The sequence below is a fragment of the Paracoccus jiaweipingae genome (genome assembly GCF_044335505.1).
Taxonomy (GTDB): Bacteria; Pseudomonadota; Alphaproteobacteria; order Rhodobacterales; family Rhodobacteraceae; genus Paracoccus.
On record NZ_JBISBS010000002.1, the window covers coordinates 493614 to 513435 of the forward strand.

Consider the following 19822-nt stretch of genomic DNA (forward strand, 5'->3'; position numbering starts at 1 on the left):
CCCCATTGCCCGGCATCCGAAAGAGAAACGCGCCCCACCGGGGGGCGCGTTCCGAAATCAGCGGCGCAGACCCAGCTTCGCGATCAGGTCGGTATAGCGGGCCTCTTCCTTGCGCTTGAGATAGTCCAGCAGCTTGCGGCGCTGTGCCACCAACTTCAGCAGACCACGGCGCGAGTGGTTGTCTTTTTTGTGGGTCTTGAAATGCTCGGTCAGGGTCGCAATACGCGAGGACAGGATCGCAACCTGCACCTCGGGCGAACCGGTGTCGCCTTCTTTGGTGGCGAACTCTTTCATGACGCGATTCTTTTCTTCGACAGTAATCGACATCGGGGACTCCTTTCACAAACAAAGGGTTATGGCGCAGGCCGGGATGTCGTCCAGCACAGGCCCATGGAGAAGTGCTGCACGCGCGGAACGCGGGCAGATGGGGGCATATAGGGGAAACCGGCCCTGAAGGGAAGGGGTTTCACGGCAAGGCCGTTATTGCGGTGCCTCGGTGGTGATGCCGATATCGGCCAGCGTCAGATCGGCGGCATCATACAACCGCGCCACCAATTGACCGCCGACGAACAGGTTGGCGGTGCCATCGGCGTCATGGGTCAGCATCAGCGGCTGATCGGCCTGATCGGCGGGCAGCAGGACAAACACGCTGTCCTGCGTGGCATCGTAATCGGTAACCACGGCCACGCCCTCGCCTTCGGGGGTCAGGTAAAAGCGGTCGGCCCCGTCCTGCCCCTCGGCGAAATCGCCGCCGGTCAGCACCAGCCGGTCATCGCCTTCGCCGCCATGCAGATAGGTCTGCCCCCCGGCCCCGCCGATCAGCAAATCATCACCGCCGCCGCCGCCCAGGGTGTCGCTGCCCGGCCCGGTTCCGGCCCGCAGGGTGTCGTCGCCTTCGCCGCCATCCAGATGGTCGCTGCCGGTGCCGCCATCAAGGTAATCGTCGCCCGCGCCACCGATCAGCGTGTCATTGCCGGACCGGCCCATCAGGGTGTCATTGCCGCCCTCGCCCTCAAGCCGGTCATCGCCGCGCCCGCCATCCAGATAGTCATGGCCATGTGCGCCAAAATCGTCATCGCCATTCAGCCAGTCATTGCCGTCCCCGCCCTCAAGCAGGTCATTGCCCAGCCCCCCGGACAGGGCGTCATCGCCGCACAGCCCCAGAATGGTGTCATTGCCTGCATGGCCGCGCAGCCAGTCACCGCCGCCCGTGCCGCGCACCGCCTCGCCGGTGACGGCAGGGGGCAGGTCGGGCGCACCGCCGTCGCCCGCGCCACCGTCGCCAGTGCCACCGTCGCCGGTGCCGCCGCCCCCCGCGCCATCCGCGCCGGGGTCTGGCTGGGGGTCATCCACATGGCCGGTTTCATCGGGCAGATCGGTCAGGCAATCCGCATCCGGGTCATCATCGGCGCCGAACAGGGATTCGGCGGCAATACCGACAAGCAATGTTCCGAAAACTGTCATCAGAATCAGCATGACATCCCCACAAGCGCAACAGGCCCACAAGGCGCAACAGGCGCCACCGGGACCAGTCTAACAAATCCGTTTCCGGCAACGAACCTCTAAATTACCAATAGGTTAACGCCACAGCGCCGGCTGCTGTGCATAGGCCACATAAAGCGGGTGCCGGGGGTGCCCGTCACGGGTCAGCCCCAGATGCACCAGCCGGTGCCCGTGCCCGCGCAGCATTGCCGCCACCTGCGGCCCCCGGCCCAGATGCGCGCCATGCACGCCCCAGGCACAGATCACCTGATCGGCCCATGCCGCTGCCTGCATGATCGCGTCATCATTGCCCGGACCAACGGGGTCGGCCTGTGCCCGCATGTCGCGCGGGTCAGTGGCCCGCCAACCGAACAGATTGGCCACCCGCAGACCCTGAAACCCCAGCACCCGCGCGCGACGCTCGCAACGGGCGATGGTGGGGTCATTGCGAAGCTCATCCGCGGTCGAGGGGTTCAGCATCACGAAGCTGACCCGCGGCCCCGCCCCTCATTCGCGCCGCAGGTCATAGCGATAACCGCCACAATCGGAATATGTCACCACCGACCGCATCCCCGCTGCCTGATGCTGACGCACAATCATCGCATCCCTTTCCGTGCCCGTCCGGAAACGAAAAAACCCGCAGCCGGGGCCACGGGTCGTTTCAGTCACAAAGACCTTGCCGGATCAGCCCTGGCGGGCCTTGAAGCGGCGGTTGGTCTTGTTGATCACATAGATCCGGCCCTTGCGGCGCACGACCTGACAGTCACGGTGACGCTGCTTGAGCGAGCGGAGCGAGTTGCGAACCTTCATCGGTCTTCTCCTCTACGCGGCGCCTCGCGCGCCTTGGGGAAACTGAAATACCCCCGGCCCATGTCCGGGGGCGGCAAAAGAATGGTGGGCGGTACTGGGATCGAACCAGTGGCCACTACGATGTCAACGTAGTGCTCTACCGCTGAGCTAACCGCCCGTCCGTCACGAAACCGACCATGTCTGGCCGCACCCCGCTTCGGTTCGCAGGTCTATATAGCCCCCTTTTGCGGGTTGCAAGTCCCCCCGGCGCCGTTCAACAGTGATTTTATCGCAAAAAATCGCCGCAAGGCCCGCCGGATGGACCACCCGCCCCCGATTTTCGACCTGACCGTGCCCGATGACTGGACGGGAATCATCCTTGGCTCGCCGCATTCGGGGCGCGATTTTCCCGACGATTTTCTGGCCGGCACCGCCCTGCCCCGGCACCTGTTGCGCAGTTCCGAGGACGCCTTGCTGGACCATCTGGCCGCTGCCGCGCCGGGGCTGGGGATGGCGCTGCTGACGGCGCGGGTCTCGCGCAGCGTGGTCGACCTGAACCGCGCCGAATCAGAACTGGACCCGAATCTGGTCGATGGCGTTCCCCGCCGCCCGCTGGGGATGCGGGTGCAGGCCGGGTTGGGGGTGCTGCCCCGGATCGTCGGGGCCGGGCGGCCCATCCACCCCGCGGGGTTCCGCCTGACACGCGATCAGGCGCAGGACCGGCTGGCCCGATACTGGCACCCCTATCACCGCGCGCTGGCCGGGCTGATGGACCGCGCCCGCGCGCGGTTTGGCACCGCGCTGCTGATCGACCTGCATTCCATGCCGCACGAGGCGCTGGCCCAGACCCGTCCGCCCCTGCCTGACGTGGTGATCGGCAACCGCCACGGCCTGTCGGCGGCGGCACGGTTCAGCGATGCGGTGCAGACCGCGCTGGAATCGCAGGGCTTTCGCGCCGCCCGCAACACCCCGTTTTCCGGCGCCCATATCGCCAGCGCCCATGGCGACCCGCGGCGCGGGCGGCATGTCATTCAACTGGAATTCGACCGGCGGCTTTACCTTGACGACAGCGGCCTGCAACCCGGCCCCGGCTATGCCGGTTTTGCGGCGCGTCTGAACGGGTTTTTCGCCGCCCTGCGGGCCATCGCACCCGCCGGGGCGCAGGAAAGATTGCAGGGCGGAATCGCGGCGGAATAGGTCAGGCGATCTGGGCCAGAATGGCCTGCGCGGCGGCACGCGGATCGGCGGCATCGCGGATCGGGCGGCCCACCACGATGTGATCGGCCCCGGCGGCCAGCGCGGCCTGCGGCGTCTCGACCCGTTTCTGATCGCCCATCGCGGCACCGGCAGGGCGCACACCGGGGGTCACGATCAGCTTGCCCCCGGCCTGCGGCAGGGCACGGATGGCGGCGGCCTCGCGCGGGCTGGCAATGACGCCATGCGCCCCGGCCTCGAAGGCGCGCGCCGCGCGCTCGACCACCAGATCGGCCACATCGCCCTCGCGGATCAGCGCCGCGTCCAGATCGGCCCGGTCAAGCGAGGTCAGCACCGTCACCGCCAGAATTTTCATCCCCGAACCGCCCACGCCTTCACGCGCTGCGCGCACCACATGCGGGTCGCCGTGAACGGTCAGGAAATCAAGGTCATACTGCGCCAGCCCGCGCACGGCGGCCTCGACCGTGGCGCCGATATCGAACAGCTTCATATCCAGAAAAATGCGCTTTTCATGCACCTGCTTCAGCTCGTTCGCCAGGGCCAGCCCGCCACCGGTCAGCATCCCCAGCCCGATCTTGTAGAAGCCCACCGAATCGCCAAGCGTCCGCACCAGTTCCAGCCCTTGCAGCGCATTGGGCACGTCCAGCGCCATGATCAGACGGTCGTCCATCGGTTTTCTCCTTGCTGATTCACCTTATGTTTACGGATGGTGGTGTAAGGGTTGAAGACGAATCGGAACAGCCGCAATCTGCACAGGGTATTCAGGCAGGGATTTTCCAATGGACCAGCTTCCTTTCACGCTGTCGGGCGGCAATGCCACCCTGATCACCCTTGCGGTGGTGCTGCTGATCGCGGTGATGATGGCGGTGCGCATTGTGCCGCAATCGGAAAAATATGTGGTCGAACGCTTTGGCAGGCTGCGTGCCGTGCTGGGGCCGGGGATCAATTTCATCGTTCCGTTCATCGACACGGTGCGGCACCGCATTTCCATTCTGGAACGGCAGTTGCCGACCAGCAGTCAGGACGCAATCACCGCCGATAACGTGCTGGTTCAGGTGGAAACCAGCGTGTTTTACCGCATTCTGGAACCTGAAAAGACCGTTTACCGTATCCGCGACGTCGATGCCGCGATCGCCACCACCGTGGCTGGCATCGTGCGCTCGGAAATCGGGATGATGGAACTGGATCAGGTCCAGTCCAACCGCGCGCGGCTGATCGAACGTATCCGCGAATCGCTGGCCAATGTCGTCGATGACTGGGGGATAGAGGTGACGCGCGCCGAAATTCTGGACGTGAACCTTGATGACGCGACCCGCGCCGCGATGCTGCAACAGCTGAACGCCGAACGCGCACGCCGCGCCCAGGTGACCGAGGCCGAGGGCAAGCGCCGCGCCGTCGAACTGGCCGCCGATGGCGAGCTGTATGCCGCCGAACAACAGGCCAAGGCCCGCCGCGTCCTGGCCGAGGCCGAGGCCGCCGCAACCGCCGTCATTGCCAATGCCATCCGCGAGGGCGGGATCGAAGGCGCCCGCTATCAGGTGGCGATGAAACAGGTCGAGGCCATGACCCGGCTGGCCGATGGTCAGGGCAAACAGACCATCGTCCTGCCCGCCGCCCTGACCGAGGCCTTCGGTGATGCCTTTACCCTGCTGAAAGGGCGGCAATCATGATCTGGTCCGACGGCTGGCTGTGGCTGATCGCCGGGCTGGTGCTGGCCGGGCTGGAATTGCTGCTGCCCGGTTATGTCTTTCTGGGTCTGGCGCTGGCGGTCGCGACCATGGGTCTGGCGCTTTTGCTGGGGCTGTGGGTCTGGGGCCTGCCATCGGCGCTGGTTGCGACCACCCTGCTCTCCGCCGCGATCTGGCTGTTGCTGCGCTGGATGATGGGGGTGCAGCGCGGACAGGTCCGGCTGTGGGATCGCGACATCAACGACAATTAGGCCCACGCCGATATGCCCCGCGACCCGGATGATTTCATCGGCACCAAGATCGTCGCCACGCTGGGGGATTGCCTGCTGACCTTCCTGCGCGACGATCTGCCGCATATCCCGTTTCCGAACCGCTGGGACCTGCCCGGTGGTGGCCGCGAGGGTCGCGAAAGCGCTGAAACCTGCGCGCTGCGTGAACTGCACGAGGAATTCGGCCTTGCCCTGCCCGCCATCCGTCTGCTGAGCCGCCATTACTTCCCGGCAACCGAAGAACCGCAGGAAATCGCGGTAATGTTCACGCTGGCCCTGCGCCCCCATGACCTGCGCCGCATCCGCTTTGGCGACGAGGGCCAGCACTGGCGGCTGATGCCGGTTGCCGACTATGTCCGCCACCCCCATGCCGTCGGCCCGTTCCGCGACCGCGTTCGGGTCTGTCTTGGCCTGCCTGACCCCGGTTTTGCCGGGGAACCGCAGGCTTGAAACGGGGTTCCGTCATACCCACCTTGGCACCAAGACCCGGACCGGGCCGTGCCAGATTTGGGCGGTCCAAAAACCGGGGGCTATGAGAGGAGTATGACCGATGAACATGGAAAAGTTCACGGAACGGTCGCGCGGCTTTTTGCAGGCAGCGCAGACCATTGCCATCCGCGAGGAACAGCAGCGGGTGGTTCCCGAACATCTGCTGAAGGCGCTGCTTGACGACGATCAGGGCTTTGCCGCCAATCTGATCGCCCGCGCCGGGGGCGACGCCGCCGCCGTTCTGGCCGCCGCTGACAAGGCCGTGGCAAAACTGCCCAAGGTTTCGGGCGGCGACGGGCAGGTCTATATCGACCCGTCCATGGTCCGCGTGCTGGACGAGGCCGAAAAGCTGGCCAAAAAAGCGGGCGACAGCTATGTCCCCGCCGAACGCATCCTGACCGCGCTGGCCGTGGTGAACACCAATGCCCGCGACGCGCTGGTCGCCGGTGACGTGACCGCGCAAAAGCTGAACGCGGCGATTAACGACATCCGCAAGGGCCGCACCGCCGATTCCGCCTCGTCCGAGGACACGATGGAGGCGCTGTCCAAATATGCCCGCGACCTGACCGAGGCTGCCGAGGACGGCAAGATCGACCCGATCATTGGCCGGGACGAGGAAATTCGCCGCGCCATGCAGGTCCTGTCGCGCCGCACCAAGAACAACCCGGTCCTGATCGGGGAACCCGGCGTCGGCAAAACCGCCATCGCCGAGGGGCTGGCCCTGCGCATCGTCGACGGCGATGTGCCTGAAAGCCTGCGCAACAAGCGCCTGATGGCGCTGGACATGGGCGCGCTGGTCGCCGGGGCGAAATACCGGGGCGAATTCGAAGAGCGGCTGAAAGCCATCCTGAAAGAGATCGAATCCGCCGCTGGCGAGATCATCCTGTTCATCGACGAGCTTCACGTCCTTGTTGGCGCCGGCAAAACCGATGGCGCGATGGACGCGGCCAACCTGATCAAACCGGCGCTGGCGCGGGGCGAGTTGCATTGCGTCGGCGCCACCACGCTGGACGAATACCGCAAATATATCGAAAAGGACGCCGCCCTTGCCCGCCGCTTCCAGCCCGTGATGGTCGAGGAGCCGACGGTCGAGGACACGATCAGCATCCTGCGCGGCATCAAGGAAAAATACGAGCTGCACCACGGCGTGCGCATTTCCGACGCGGCGCTGGTCGCGGCGGCCACGCTGTCGAACCGCTATATCACCGACCGCTTCCTGCCCGACAAAGCCATCGACCTTGTGGACGAGGCCGCATCCCGCCTGCGGATGGAGGTCGACAGCAAGCCCGAGGAACTGGACGCGCTGGACCGCCAGATCCTGCAAATGCAGATCGAAGCCGAGGCGCTGAAGAAAGAGGATGACGCCGCCAGCAAGGACCGGCTGGACCGGCTGGAAAAGGATCTGTCCGACCTTCAGGAACGCAGCGCCGGCATGACCGCGCGCTGGCAGGCCGAACGGGACAAGCTGGAAGGTGCGCGCGGGCTGAAGGAACAGCTGGACCGCGCCCGCGCCGAGCTGGACCAAGCCAAGCGCGAGGGGAATCTGGCCCGCGCGGGCGAGCTGTCCTATGGCATCATCCCCGGCCTTGAAAAGCAACTGGCCGAGGCCGAGGGCAGCGATGCCCCCGATGACGGCCTGATGGTCGAAGAGGCCGTGCGCCCCGAACAGATCGCCGAGGTCGTCGAACGCTGGACCGGCATCCCCACCAGCAAAATGCTGGAGGGTGAGCGCGAGAAGCTGTTGAAAATGGAAGAGGAAATCGGCAAGCGCGTCATCGGCCAGGCCGAGGCCGTCACCGCCGTATCCAACGCCGTCCGCCGCGCCCGCGCCGGTCTGAACGACGAAAACCGCCCCTTGGGGTCGTTCCTGTTCCTTGGCCCGACCGGCGTCGGCAAAACCGAGCTGACCAAGGCCATCGCGGAATACATGTTCGACGACGATCAGGCGATGGTGCGCATCGACATGTCCGAATTCATGGAAAAGCACAGTGTCGCGCGGCTGATCGGCGCGCCTCCGGGCTATGTCGGGTATGATGAGGGTGGTGTGCTGACCGAGGCCGTGCGCCGGCGCCCCTATCAGGTGATCCTGTTCGACGAGGTTGAAAAGGCGCATCCCGACGTGTTCAACGTTCTGTTGCAGGTGCTGGATGACGGGCAGTTGACCGATGGTCAGGGCCGCACCGTCGATTTCAAGCAGACGCTGATCGTGCTGACCTCGAACCTTGGGTCGCAGGCGCTGTCGACACTGCCCGAGGGGGCCGACAGCGGGCAGGCGCGGGATCAGGTCATGGACGCCGTGCGCGCCCATTTCCGCCCCGAATTCCTGAACCGTCTGGACGAGATCATCATTTTCCACCGCCTCAGCCGTCAGAATATGGACGGGATCGTCAATATCCAGCTTGGCCGACTTGAGCACCGTCTGGCGGCGCGCAAGATCACGCTGGATCTGGATGAAGCGGCGCGTAAATGGCTGGCCGATGAGGGCTATGACCCCGTCTTCGGGGCCCGCCCGCTGAAACGGGTGATCCAGCGCAGCCTGCAAGACCCGCTGGCCGAATTGCTGTTGTCGGGCGAGGTTCTGGACGGCCAGACCGTCAGGGTGACCGCGAATGACGACGGGCTGATGGTTGGCAACCGCCTTGGCACGGCTGGCCACAGGCTGGGCTCGGCGGGCGATGGCGGCGCGCAAATGCCGCATCCGCTGCACTGACCCTTCGGTCCATGACCCTGAACGCGAAACCCCGGCCAATGGCCGGGGTTTTCCTATTGCGGCGGACTGACCGTCAGGCCCGGTCATCATCCGCGCCTTGCGGTGGCCTGACCCCGTAAACCACGCAATACAGCGCCGGGACAAAAACCAGCGTGATCAGCGTTCCCGCGATGATCCCGCCCATCATGGCAAAGGCCATGGGCCCCCAGAACACCTGCCGCGAGATCGGGATCAGCGCCAGCGACGCCGCCGCCGCCGTCAGCAAAATCGGGCGGGCGCGGCTGTCCGAGGCCTCGAACACGGCGTGCCAGCGGTCGCGACCCTTGTCGATCAGGTTCTGCACCTCGTGCACCAGAATGACCGAGTTTCGGATCAGGATGCCGATCAGCGCCAGCACCCCCAGAATGGCCACAAAGCCCATCGGCACGCGGAAGGGCACCAGCACCGCAACCACCCCGATCAGCCCCAGCGGCGCGGCCATGAACACGATGAAAGACAGGCGGAACGACTGCATCTGGGCCATGACCAGCACCGCCATGATCAGGATCATCACCGGCACCACCGCCGCAATCGGCGCCTGACTTTCGCCCGAGCTTTCGACCGTGCCGCCAATCACCACCCGCACATCCGGTGGCAGAGTCGCGACATAATCGGCCACCCGGTCCGACAGGGCGGTGACCAGCGTCGCGGGTTGGTCCTTGCTGGCGATGGCCGCCTTGACCGTCACCGTGGGCAGGCCGTCACGCTGAATCACCAGCGGCGGTTCGGTGCCGAAATCCAGCCGCGCAAGGCTGGCCAGCGGAATCGGGGTGCCGGTCGGCGTGGCCAGCTGCATATTGCGGATCGTGTCCAGCGATTGCCGGTCGGCCTGATCGCCGCGCGCCACGACATTGACCAGAAAGATGCCATCGCGCAGCTGCGTCACCGTCTTGCCCGAGAACATCGCAGACAAGGCCCCGGCAATATCGGTGCTGGTGATGCCCAATTGCCGCGCCTTGTCCTGATCAATCTGTAACCGGACCACGCGGGCCGGTTCGTTCCAGTCCAGCGCAATGTCGCGCAGACGCGATTCACTGGCCAGAACCGCCGCCAGTCCGCGCGCCGCATCACGGGCCTGATCGGGGTCGGGCGCGCTGACGCGGTATTGCACCGGCTTGCCCACCGGCGGCCCGATCTCAAGGTTCTTGATATAGAAATCGACACCCGGAAACCGGGTCCGCGCGACCTTGTCCAGCTTGGCCTTCAGCCGTTCGCGTGCGGCGATATCGGGGGTCTGGATCACGATCTGGCCCATATGCGGGCCGGCGGTCGGCACATCCATTGCCAGAATAAAGCGCGGCGCCCCCCGACCGACATAAGAGGTCCAGAACAGCGCGTCCTTATCGCCTTTCAGATGCGCCTCGAACCGGTCCATATCGGCACGGGTCTTGGCGATGCTGGCATTCTGACGTTCGCCGACATCGACGATAATCTCGGTCCGGTCCGAGGTCGGGAAGAATTGCTGCTCGACAAAGCGCATTCCCCACAGCGACAGGACGAAAATCGCCATCGTCACCACGACCGTGACCCATTTGAACCGCATCGCCGCGCGCAGCAGCCGGTGGAACAGGCCGCGCAGGCGACCGACGTGCCCCTCAGCATGTTGTTTCATGCTGCGGGGCAGGAAGGTTACCCCCAGAATCGGGGCGAACAGCACCGCCACGATCCACGACACCACCAGCGACACGGCGATGACCACGAATAACGAAAAGGTAAATTCGCCTGCGGCCGAGCTGTTCAGCCCGATGGGGATGAACCCCGCCACCGTGACCAGTGTGCCGGTCAGCATCGGAAAGGCGATCGAGGTCCAGGCGTAACTGGCGGCCTCGGACAGGTTTTCACCCAGTTCCAGCCGCGAAATCATCGTCTCGATCGCGATCATGGCGTCATCGACCAGCAGCCCCAGCGCAATGATCAGCGCCCCCAGCGAGATCCGCTGCAAGGTGATGCCATACCAGTCCAGCACCACGAAGGTGATGGCCAGAACCAGCGGGATGGTCAGCGTCACCACCAGACCGGCGCGCAGGCCCAGACTGATAAAGCTGACGATCAGCACGATGATCACCGCCTCGGCCAGCGCCTGCACGAAATGGCCGACCGCGTCGTCGACGACATGCGGCTGGTCAGCGACCTTGTGCATCTGGATGCCCACCGGCAGGTCGGCGGCAATGCGCGCCATCAGCGCGTCCAGTTCAGCGCCGAATTCCAGAATATTGCCGCCGGACCGCATCCCGATCTGCAACCCCAGCGCATCCTGCCCCTGAAAGCGGAACAGGCTGTCGGGGGGGTCCTCGTATCCGCGGCGGATGCTGGCCACATCGGCCACGTTAAAGAACCGGTCACCGATGCGCAGGTTCACGGCGGCGATGGATTGCACATCGTCGAACTGGCCACCGACGCGCACCAGCACCCGTTCCGGTCCGGCCTGCACCACGCCGGATGCCGAAATGGCGTTTTGCGTGGCAAGTGTGCTCATCACCTGTTGCTGGTTCAGCCCCAGCGCCGCCAGCCGGGCCGAGGAAAATTCAAGGTAAATCTCCTCTTTGCGTTCCCCGATCAGGCCGGTTTTGCCGGCGGCGGGCAGCGCTTGCACCTGTTTGCGAATGGCCTCGACCCGGTCACGCAATTCACGATGGGTAAAGCCGTCAGCGGTGAAGGCATAGATATTGCCGAACACGTCACCGAAATTGTCGTTGAACTGGAAACCGGCGAATTCCTGCGGAAATTCGGGCCGGATATCGTTCATCATGAAGCGGACGCGCTTCCAGATCTCGGGGACCTGGGGGCCGCGGATGGTCGGCAGCAGCTCGACATAGGTGATGGACCGGCCCGGCATCACCACGGATCGGGTGTATTTCAGCTCGTCCAGTTCCTCGAGTTTTTTTTCAATGCGGGTGGTGACCTGATCCAGCGTTTCCTCGACCGTGGCACCGGGCAGTGCGGCGCCGATCACCATCACCTTGATGGTGAAATTCGGGTCTTCCTCGCGCCCAAGATTGTTATAGCTGATAAAGCCCGCGATCATCGACACGATCAGCAGGAACCAGACGAAACTGCGGTGGCGCAGCGACCAGTCGGACAGGTTGAACGAATTCACGGGGCCACCTTTCGTCCGACCGGCTGGCCGGGTTCAAGCGAATGAATGCCGCGGATCACCACCTCGTCGCCGGGGACCAGCCCGGACATGATGGCGATGCGGGCGCCGATCTGGACCCCGGTTTCGACCCGGCGCAGGTCAACCGTGGCAGCATCGCCCTGACGGGCGACGACCCAGACCTGCGCGCCGTCGGGGTCGTGGCGCAGGGCCTCGACCGGCAGGGTCAGCGCGGGTTTTTCGCCCTGCGCCGGGCGGGCGCGGATCAGCGCCCCCAGACGAAAGGCATCGGGGCGCGACAGTTTCAGATGCACGCGCCGGGTGCGGGTGGCGGCATCGGCCAGCGGGTCGATCTGGCGCACCGTGGCGGGCACCCCATCGGTGGCGCCCGCGTCGGAAAACACGATGAACCCCGCACCCGCGGGGACCGAGGCCAGCGCCGCCTCGGGCAGGTCGATCACCGCCTCGCGTTCGTCATTGCCCGACAGGCGCAACACCGGCTCGCCGGCGCTGACCACGGCACCGGGGTTTTTGAACACCTGACTGACGATGCCGTCAAAGGGGGCGGTCATGCGGGCAAACCCCGCCGCATCCTGCGCGCGCACCAGTTGCGACGCGGCCTGGTCGGCGGCGGCCTGCGCGCTGGCCAGCCCCTGTTCGGCGGCCTCAAGCTGCGCGGTCGAGGCCACGTTGCGGCTGGCCAGACGCCGGGTGCGGTCCGCCGTGCTGCGCGCGGTTTCCAGCTGGACACGGGCGGCCTGTGCGGCGGCCTCGGCGGCGCGGACATCGGCTTGCAGATCGTCGGGGTTCAGTTCGGCCAGAACATCGCCCGCCGCCACCACATCCCCGATATCGACCGGGCGCAGCACCATCCGGCCAAGGGTCTGAAACCCCAGCGCGACCTCGGTCCGGGCGGCAATCACACCGGGGACCGAACGGGCATAGGCGTCGGTATCGGCCACCACCTCGGACACGATGGGGTGGGGCGGGCCGGGCGGCGGGGCGGATTTTTCCTGCGCCCACGGCCAGTCAAAGGCATGGGCCGCCGGCGCGACAGCCAGCAGGACCAGCAGGGCAAGCCCGGTCAGGGTGACGAAAAGCTGCCTCATTGCGTTTGCGCCCTTTCCACCTTGCGACCCGGATACAGCATTTGCGAGCCATCGGTGACCACCAGCTGACCGGGCCGGACGCCCGATTTCAGCACCAGATCGCCGGTGGTAAACCGCTCGATCACGACGGGCACCAGATCGACGGTCGATTCCGCACCGACCACCCAGACCGCCGGCTGGTCCCCCAGCGCGGACAGCGCCGTCCACGGCACTGACATGCCCTGCCCGACCGGGTAATGCACCGTGCCGCTGACCGCCGCCCCCAGCAACCGGGCCTCGGTCGGGTGGCCGTCGATGACGGCTGTGACCGTGACCGACCCGGTATTGGGGTTCACCAGCGGCGCGATTTCGGTGACATGGCCGGTCATCGCGGGGGCGTCGATGCCAATGGGTTCCAGCGTCACCTTTGCGCCCATGGCGCTGTTCAGGCGGGGGGAATCGGGGGTCTGGAACACGGCCTCAAGCCCGTTCATCTGGGCCAGCGACAGCACCACCTGCGCGGCGCCGACGATCTGGCCGGGGTCAAGGTTGCGCTGGGTCACCACCGCATCGGCAGGCGCGGTCAGCGTGGTGTCGTCGACGGCGCGCTGTGCCTGCCCGACCGCGCTTTCGGCGCGTTCCACCCCGCCCTGTGCCGCGCTGAGGCGGTCATTGGCCGCGTCGCGTGCCGCCCGCGTGCCGACGCCGCGCGCCAGCATCGCACTGGCCCGTTCCGCCGCCTGCGTCGCCTGTTGCAGGCTGGCCTGCGCCGAGGCCAGCGCCGCCTGCGCCACCCGCAGCGCCTGATCCTGTTGCAGCGAATCGACCCGTGCCAGCGGCTGGCCGGCGCTGACCTGATCGCCGGCGCTGACCAGCACCTCGGTCACCTTGCCGCCCTGACGAAAGCCCAGATCGACGCTGTCGCGGGCCTCGATCGTGCCGGTCAGCGTGGAATCGAAGGTCAGCGGCTTGCGCGCCACCTCGACCATGTTCACGGCCAGCACGCCATCGGCGCGGGCGGCAGCGGCACAGCATATCAGGATCAGGACAGCGGGGCGCAACATCTGCATTCTCCGGCAATTCGGGGTGTTTGTGCGCCAATCCGCCGTGAAAGAAAACCCTTTCCGTGGGGTTATGCCTGACGAAGCGTTAACGCGCGCCCTGACCCGGCGGCAGCCGCGACAGTTGCACCATCAAAATCCCCGCCGCAATGACCGAGGCCCCCAGCGCATCCGACAGCCCAAACCGTTCCCCCAGCAGCGCCGCTGCGATGGTGACGCCGAAAAACGGGCTGAGAAAGTGAAACGTCGCCGCGCGCACCGCGCCGATATGGGTGACCAGCCGGAACCAGACAAAGGTCGCCGCGATCCCCGGCACCAGCACGGTATACAGAAACGCAATCGCCAGTTGCGGCGTCACCCGGATCGCGACCGGCCATTCCAGCCATGCCGCCGCCGGCAGCAGCGCCAGCGCGCCGACGCCCATCTGCAAGCCGACGATCATCAGCACATTGGCGCGACTGCCCGCCCCGCGCGCCACCAGCGTCGCGGCGGTCAGCGCCACCACCCCGATCAGGCACCAGGCCAGCCCCAGCAGGTCCAGCCCGTGCGACAGGCGCACCCCCATGATGGTGGTCACGCCGATCACCCCCAGCACCAGCCCCGCCACCGCCATTGGCCGCAGCGGCTGGTTCAGCACCACCCAGCCAAAAAACGCCACCAGCAGCGGCATCATCGAGGCGATGATCGCGGCGGCAGATGCCTCGACCCGCTGCATCGCCAGCCAGTTAAAGCCCAGATACAGCGCGTTCTGGCACAGGCCGAACAGGATGACGGTGCGCCATTCGGCCCGGTTCAGCCGCCAGCTTTGGCCCATGGCGCGGGCCAGCCCCACCGCCAGCAGCGCCGACAGCGCAAAGCGGATCGACAGCGCGGTCAGCGGCGGCGCCGCGGTCACGATCATCCGCGTGGTGGTAAAGGCCGAGGCCCACATGGCCGCGAAAGCCAGCCCCATGACGATTGCTTTTGCGTCCATTGCCTTCCCCAAGCGCCCCGACGGCCATCGCGGCAAGGTGCAAAGCGCGGCAGGCCGGGTCAAGGGCGAAAGCCGCCCGTCCGGCCCCAACCGCCGGATCGGGCAAAGAAAAAGGCCGCCCCAAGGGCGGCCCCGCGCGCAACGATCCGGGTGGATCAGTTGTTGACGCTGTCTTTCAGCGCCTTGGCAATGGTCATCTTGACCACTTTGTCGGCGGGTTTGGTCATCATTTCCTGGGTCTGCGGGTTGCGGACCTGACGCTCGGGGCGGGCACGGCAGGCGATTTTGCCAACGCCCGGAATGGTCAGCGCGCCGCCTTCGGAAACGGTGCGGGTGATGACCGCGGCAACAGCGTCCAGCGCGGCAGCAGCGGATTTCTTGTCCGAGCCAAGCTCTTCGGCCAGTTCGGCAACGAACTGGGTCTTGGTCAGCGGTTTGGCAGCAGGCGTGTTGGCCATGTTCTGTCTCCTCGTTCGGTTCCCCATCGGGGTTATTCGTGTCACCACCTAAGCGGCATACATCCTGCTACACAAGGTTTTGCCGCGCGTTTCAAGCGCCTTTGCATGTTTTCCACCGGGAAATGCGCTGCTTTGTCGCTTTTGACGGCTTTTCACCGCCTACAAAAAGGCAGTTTCGGCAAAAGACCGCAGCTTGCGGCTGTGAATCCGTTCCAGCGGCATGTCCCGCAGCTTTTCCATCGCCCGCACCCCGATCAGCAGATGGCTGGCCACCTGTGTGCGGTAAAATTCGGTTGCCATGCCGGGCAGTTTCAGCTCCCCATGCAGCGGCTTGTCGGACACGCAGAGCAGCGTGCCATAGGGCACCCGAAAGCGGAACCCGTTGGCGGCGATGGTGGCGCTTTCCATGTCCAGCGCGATGGCACGGCTTTGCGACAGGCGGTGCACGGGGCCGGACTGGTCGCGCAATTCCCAGTTGCGGTTGTCGATGGTGGCGACGGTGCCGGTGCGCATGACGCGCTTCAGCTCGTATCCGTCCAGCCGGGTGATCTCGGCCACGGCTTCTTGCAGGGCGACCTGCACCTCGGCCAGCGCCGGGATCGGCACCCAGACCGGCAGGTCGTCATCCAGAACGTGATCCTCGCGCAGATAGGCATGGGCCAGCACGAAATCGCCAAGGCTCTGGCTGTTGCGCAGCCCGGCACAGTGACCGACCATCAGCCACGCATGTGGCCGCAGCACGGCAATATGGTCGGTAATGGTCTTGGCGTTGGACGGGCCGACGCCGATATTGACCAGCGTGATCCCCTGCCCATCGGCGCGTTTCAGGTGATAGGCCGGCATTTGCGGCATTTTGGGCAGCACCGGCAGGTCGCCATCGGGGCTGTCGATCTGTTGGTTGCCCGGCGCGACAAAGGCGGTATAGCCGCTGTCACCCCCCAGCACGCCACGGGCGAAGGCCTCGAATTCGTCGACATAGAACTGATAGTTGGTGAACAGCACGAAATTCTGGAAATGCTCGGGCGCGGTGGCGGTGTAATGCGCCAGCCGCGCCAGGGAATAGTCGATGCGCTGCGCGGTGAAGGCGGCCAGATGGCGGCTGCCATCGGGGTTGGTCTCGGACATGCCATTGACGATGTCGTCATTGACATTGTTCAGGTCCGGCACGTCGAACACATCGCGCAGCGAATAGTCCAGCACCCCTTCCTGCGGCACATTCAGCGCGCTTTGCGTCGAGACCGCGAAATGCACCGGAATCGGGGTTTCGCTTTCGCCCACCGCCACCGGCACATCGTGGTTCTTCATCAGCAGGCGGATCTGCTGGGTCAGGTAATGGCGGAACAAATCGGGCCGCGTCACCGTCGCGGCATAGACGCCGGGCATGGCGACATGGCCAAAGGACAGGCGCGAATCCGTATGGCCGTGATGGGCCACCGACAGCCGCAATTCAGGGTAAAACGCGCGGTAACGCGCCTTGGGCCGCACCCCGTTCAGCGTATCCACGAAATGCTGGTGCAGGAAACCGGTCGCGCGGTCATACAGCGCCGTCAGCCGCTGAACCGCGGCTTCGGGGGTAGTGAAAATCTCGCGCTCGACCGGTTCGGGTGTCTCGACCGGAAGAAAACGGCTGTCCTGCGCCATGGGATGAACTCCTCAATTTTGCGGACCATGCCACCCGCGCCGGGGCCTGACAAGCCACGCGCGGATGCGGTGACGGGCGGGGCTGGAAATGACCCTGCCGCCTGCTTATCTGCCCCGCATGACACAGACCCAGATCCCCTGGTCCGTGCTGGATCTGGCCCCGGTGCCGGAAGGCTCGGACACCGCCACCGCGATTGCCAACAGCGTCGCGCTGGCCCGCCACACCGAGGCGCTTGGCGCCCACCGCTTCTGGCTGGCCGAGCATCACAACATGCCCGGCATCGCCAGCGCCGCCACCAGCGTGCTGATCGGCCATGTCGCAGACGCCACCACGCGCATCCGCGTCGGCGCCGGCGGGGTGATGCTGCCCAACCACGCGCCGCTTCAGATCGCGGAACAGTTCGGCACGCTGGCCACCATTCATCCGGGGCGCATCGACCTTGGCATCGGGCGGGCGCCGGGGGGTGATGGCGCCGTCGCCCATGCCCTGCGCCGCAATATGTCCCGTGACGAAGATTTCCCCAATGATGTGGTGGAACTGATGTCCTATCTTGGCCCGGCCCGTCCGGGCGCGGCGGTGCAGGCGCACCCCGGTCAGGGCACGAATGTGCCGGTCTGGATTCTGGGATCGTCGCTTTACGGCGCGCAGCTGGCGGCGGCTTTGGGCCTGCCCTATGCCTTTGCCAGCCATTTCGCGCCTTTCGCGCTGGATCAGGCGCTGCAAACCTATCGCACGCGGTTCCGCGCCGGGCTGACCAGCGACACGCCCCGGTTCATGCTGGCGGTCAATGTCATCGCCGCCGATACCGATGCCGAGGCGGAATTGCTGGCCACCTCGATCCGTCAGTCTTTCGCACGGCTGCGCATGGGCCGCCCCGGCCTGATGCCGCCGCCCCGCGCCGACTGGGACCGCGACATTCCCGCCCCGGTCCGTCAACAGGTCGAGGCCGCGCTGTCCATCACCGCCTGTGGCGGCCCCGACCGGGTGGGCGCGCAACTGGCGGCGCTGATCGCGCGCTATCAGCCCGATGAACTGATCCTGACCGGCCAGATCCACGACTTTGCCGCCCGCAAACACAGCTTTGACATCGCGGCGGCGGCCATGCACAAGCTGGGGGCATGAAACACGCCCTCATCCTTGGCCACGGCTATTCCGCTGCGGCGCTGACGCCCCTGCTGCTGGCCGATGGCTGGCAGGTTTCCGGCACCACCCGAGGCCGCCACGACGCCGTTGCCGCCAGCGGCGCGCAACCGCTGGACTGGGGCGACGGGGATGCCATCCGCAGGGCCATCGCCGGGGCGGACGCGATTCTGGTGTCGGCCGGGCCGGATGCCAGCGGCGACCCGGTTCTGGCCCGGTTTCGCGATGATTTGCAGGCCGCGCAGCCCGGCTGGGTCGGCTATCTGTCGACCACGGCGGTGTATGGCGATCACGACGGCGACTGGGTGACCGAGGATACCGCCACCGACCCCGCCAGCGCCCGTGGCAAGGCCCGTGTGCAGGCCGAACAGGCGTGGCAGGCACTGGCCGGACAGGCTGGCTGGCCGCTGCATATCTTTCGTCTGGCCGGCATCTATGGCCCCGGTCGCAGCCCGGTGGACAAGCTGCGTCAGGGGACATCGCGGCGCATCATCAAGCCGGGCCAGATCTTTTCGCGCATCCATGTCGATGACATCGCGCAGGCACTGGCCGCCAGCATTCGCCAGCCACGACCCGGCGCGGTCTATAACCTGTGCGACGACCACCCCTGCCCCCCGCAGGAGGTCATCGAATATGCCGCCGCCCAAACCGGCCTGCCCCTGCCCAGGGCCGAGGATTTCGCCACCGCACAGATGACCCCGATGGCGCGGTCCTTCTATTCGGAATCCAAGCGCGTCTCGAACGCGCGCATCAAGGCCGATCTGGGACTGCGCCTGATCCACCCGGATTATAAATCAGGGCTGGCCGGGCTGATTTAAGGGCGCATCCCCGTATGGACAAGGAACGATCCTGCGTTGCCGCGTGCTATGAGGCCAAAGCCGGTTCATCCCCGCGTGGGCGGGGAACAGTGTATTTTGAAATTGTTCGCGCGCATTGGTTTCGGTTCATCCCCGCGTGGGCGGGGAACAGATGCTGTGACTCCTGCCGGTGCCGGGCAAGCTCGGTTCATCCCCGCGTGGGCGGGGAACAGTAATAGCGCCCACCAACCCGCGCCATAGAACGCGGTTCATCCCCGCGTGGGCGGGGAACAGCCCACCACCTCGAACAGCAGGCGGGGCAGCCCCGGTTCATCCCCGCGTGGGCGGGGAACAGAGCCGCGATCGGTCGCGCGCCGGGATCAGCTGCGGTTCATCCCCGCGTGGGCGGGGAACAGGGAACCAAAGGACTGATGCAGGTTGGGGCGGCTGGTTCATCCCCGCGTGGGCGGGGAACAGATCGCGCGGCCTATCTTTGCAGGTCGGACGGGCGGTTCATCCCCGCGTGGGCGGGGAACAGCAAATTTTCGGGCGTCAGGGACATTTTCTGTCCGGTTCATCCCCGCGTGGGCGGGGAACAGGATCGAAACCTGCTGGTTGGATGACGAATTCACGGTTCATCCCCGCGTGGGCGGGGAACAGATCGCGCCGGGCTGGATGGTGGCGTGAATTTCCGGTTCATCCCCGCGTGGGCGGGGAACAGATCGGTTGTCGTTTTTCCCATGACTCGACTCCCGGTTCATCCCCGCGTGGGCGGGGAACAGGACCCGGCGCTCGGCTCGGGCACGCACCCGGCCGGTTCATCCCCGCGTGGGCGGGGAACAGACGAATTGCTGATCTCGATCTTCCTGTTCCTGAGGTTCATCCCCG

The 19822-nt window shown here is 65.9% G+C and carries 17 protein-coding genes, 1 tRNA gene, 1 pseudogene and 1 CRISPR repeat array (1 of these 20 running past the window's edge); of the genes and pseudogenes, 7 read left to right on the plus strand and 12 right to left on the minus strand.

Features of this window, described 5'->3' with window-relative positions; translation table 11 throughout:
• Positions 1–57 precede the first annotated feature (57 nt).
• From rpsO to ACFXP9_RS05815, 5 genes and pseudogenes are all read right to left on the minus strand, one after another.
• On the minus strand, positions 58–327 hold the full coding sequence (gene rpsO / locus ACFXP9_RS05795) for a 30S ribosomal protein S15 (protein WP_397208956.1): 270 nt from the start codon (positions 325–327) through the stop codon (positions 58–60).
• 153 nt (positions 328–480) lie between these two features.
• A complete protein-coding gene (locus tag ACFXP9_RS05800; RefSeq protein WP_397210043.1) occupies positions 481–1464 on the minus strand; it encodes a calcium-binding protein in 984 nt (327 codons plus the stop codon).
• A 114-nt stretch (positions 1465–1578) separates the two neighbouring features.
• Positions 1579–1968 (minus strand): annotated as a pseudogene (locus ACFXP9_RS05805) (DUF1643 domain-containing protein); the annotation flags it as partial.
• Between the two features lie 198 nt (positions 1969–2166).
• Positions 2167–2292 (minus strand): type B 50S ribosomal protein L36, encoded by a 126-nt coding sequence (ykgO, locus tag ACFXP9_RS05810; RefSeq protein WP_397208959.1) that lies wholly within the window; start codon positions 2290–2292, stop codon positions 2167–2169.
• 82 nt (positions 2293–2374) lie between these two features.
• A tRNA-Val gene (locus tag ACFXP9_RS05815) sits at positions 2375–2449 on the minus strand.
• A gap of 140 nt (positions 2450–2589) precedes the next feature.
• Here ACFXP9_RS05815 and ACFXP9_RS05820 point away from each other — a divergent pair.
• Positions 2590–3468 carry an N-formylglutamate amidohydrolase gene (locus ACFXP9_RS05820; protein WP_397208960.1) on the plus strand — a complete coding sequence of 293 codons (879 nt, stop codon included), beginning with the start codon at positions 2590–2592 and terminating at the stop codon, positions 3466–3468.
• Position 3469: 1 nt separating this feature from the next.
• Here the strand turns inward: ACFXP9_RS05820 and pyrF are convergent, their stop codons facing one another.
• Entirely contained in the window at positions 3470–4156 is a 687-nt protein-coding gene (gene pyrF, locus ACFXP9_RS05825) for an orotidine-5'-phosphate decarboxylase (protein WP_397208961.1), read from the minus strand.
• A gap of 109 nt (positions 4157–4265) precedes the next feature.
• On the opposite strand from pyrF, the gene ACFXP9_RS05830 reads away from it, so the two are divergent.
• The 4 genes from ACFXP9_RS05830 to clpB all read left to right on the plus strand — a co-directional run bounded on the left by ACFXP9_RS05830 (position 4266) and on the right by clpB (position 8642).
• Positions 4266–5156 carry an SPFH domain-containing protein gene (locus tag ACFXP9_RS05830; RefSeq protein ID WP_397208962.1) on the plus strand — a complete coding sequence of 297 codons (891 nt, stop codon included), beginning with the start codon at positions 4266–4268 and terminating at the stop codon, positions 5154–5156.
• Positions 5153–5425: a hypothetical protein gene (locus ACFXP9_RS05835; protein WP_397208963.1), complete on the plus strand. Its 273-nt coding sequence runs from the start codon at positions 5153–5155 to the stop codon at positions 5423–5425. The genes ACFXP9_RS05830 and ACFXP9_RS05835 overlap by 4 nt, the downstream gene beginning before the upstream one ends.
• Before the next feature lie 12 nt (positions 5426–5437).
• Positions 5438–5893, plus strand: coding sequence for an NUDIX domain-containing protein (locus ACFXP9_RS05840; protein WP_397208965.1), 456 nt, complete (start codon positions 5438–5440; stop codon positions 5891–5893).
• A gap of 100 nt (positions 5894–5993) precedes the next feature.
• Positions 5994–8642, plus strand: a complete 2649-nt coding sequence (clpB, locus tag ACFXP9_RS05845; RefSeq protein WP_397208966.1) for an ATP-dependent chaperone ClpB — start codon at positions 5994–5996, stop codon at positions 8640–8642.
• Positions 8643–8715: 73 nt separating this feature from the next.
• Here clpB and ACFXP9_RS05850 read toward each other — a convergent pair whose 3' ends face one another.
• The 6 genes from ACFXP9_RS05850 to ACFXP9_RS05875 form a co-directional block, all read right to left on the minus strand.
• Positions 8716–11778: an efflux RND transporter permease subunit gene (locus ACFXP9_RS05850; protein WP_397208967.1), complete on the minus strand. Its 3063-nt coding sequence runs from the start codon at positions 11776–11778 to the stop codon at positions 8716–8718.
• Positions 11775–12884, minus strand: coding sequence for an efflux RND transporter periplasmic adaptor subunit (locus tag ACFXP9_RS05855; RefSeq protein ID WP_397208968.1), 1110 nt, complete (start codon positions 12882–12884; stop codon positions 11775–11777). The genes ACFXP9_RS05850 and ACFXP9_RS05855 overlap by 4 nt, the downstream gene beginning before the upstream one ends.
• Entirely contained in the window at positions 12881–13927 is a 1047-nt protein-coding gene (locus ACFXP9_RS05860; protein ID WP_397208969.1) for an efflux RND transporter periplasmic adaptor subunit, read from the minus strand. Before ACFXP9_RS05860 ends, ACFXP9_RS05855 begins: the two co-directional genes overlap by 4 nt.
• Positions 13928–14012: 85 nt before the next feature.
• Positions 14013–14897: a DMT family transporter gene (locus ACFXP9_RS05865; protein WP_397208970.1), complete on the minus strand. Its 885-nt coding sequence runs from the start codon at positions 14895–14897 to the stop codon at positions 14013–14015.
• 155 nt (positions 14898–15052) lie between these two features.
• Positions 15053–15355: an HU family DNA-binding protein gene (locus tag ACFXP9_RS05870; RefSeq protein WP_397208971.1), complete on the minus strand. Its 303-nt coding sequence runs from the start codon at positions 15353–15355 to the stop codon at positions 15053–15055.
• A gap of 159 nt (positions 15356–15514) precedes the next feature.
• On the minus strand, positions 15515–16996 hold the full coding sequence (locus ACFXP9_RS05875) for an AMP nucleosidase (RefSeq protein WP_397208972.1): 1482 nt from the start codon (positions 16994–16996) through the stop codon (positions 15515–15517).
• An 88-nt stretch (positions 16997–17084) separates the two neighbouring features.
• Between ACFXP9_RS05875 and ACFXP9_RS05880 the strand changes: the two genes are divergently transcribed.
• Positions 17085–18119 carry an LLM class flavin-dependent oxidoreductase gene (locus tag ACFXP9_RS05880; RefSeq protein ID WP_397208973.1) on the plus strand — a complete coding sequence of 345 codons (1035 nt, stop codon included), beginning with the start codon at positions 17085–17087 and terminating at the stop codon, positions 18117–18119.
• On the plus strand, positions 18116–18955 hold the full coding sequence (locus tag ACFXP9_RS05885; protein ID WP_397208974.1) for an SDR family oxidoreductase: 840 nt from the start codon (positions 18116–18118) through the stop codon (positions 18953–18955). The genes ACFXP9_RS05880 and ACFXP9_RS05885 overlap by 4 nt, the downstream gene beginning before the upstream one ends.
• A 61-nt stretch (positions 18956–19016) precedes the next feature.
• A CRISPR array of direct repeats spans positions 19017–19822; the repeat unit is 29 nt; unit sequence CGGTTCATCCCCGCGTGGGCGGGGAACAG; it runs 260 nt beyond the window's last position.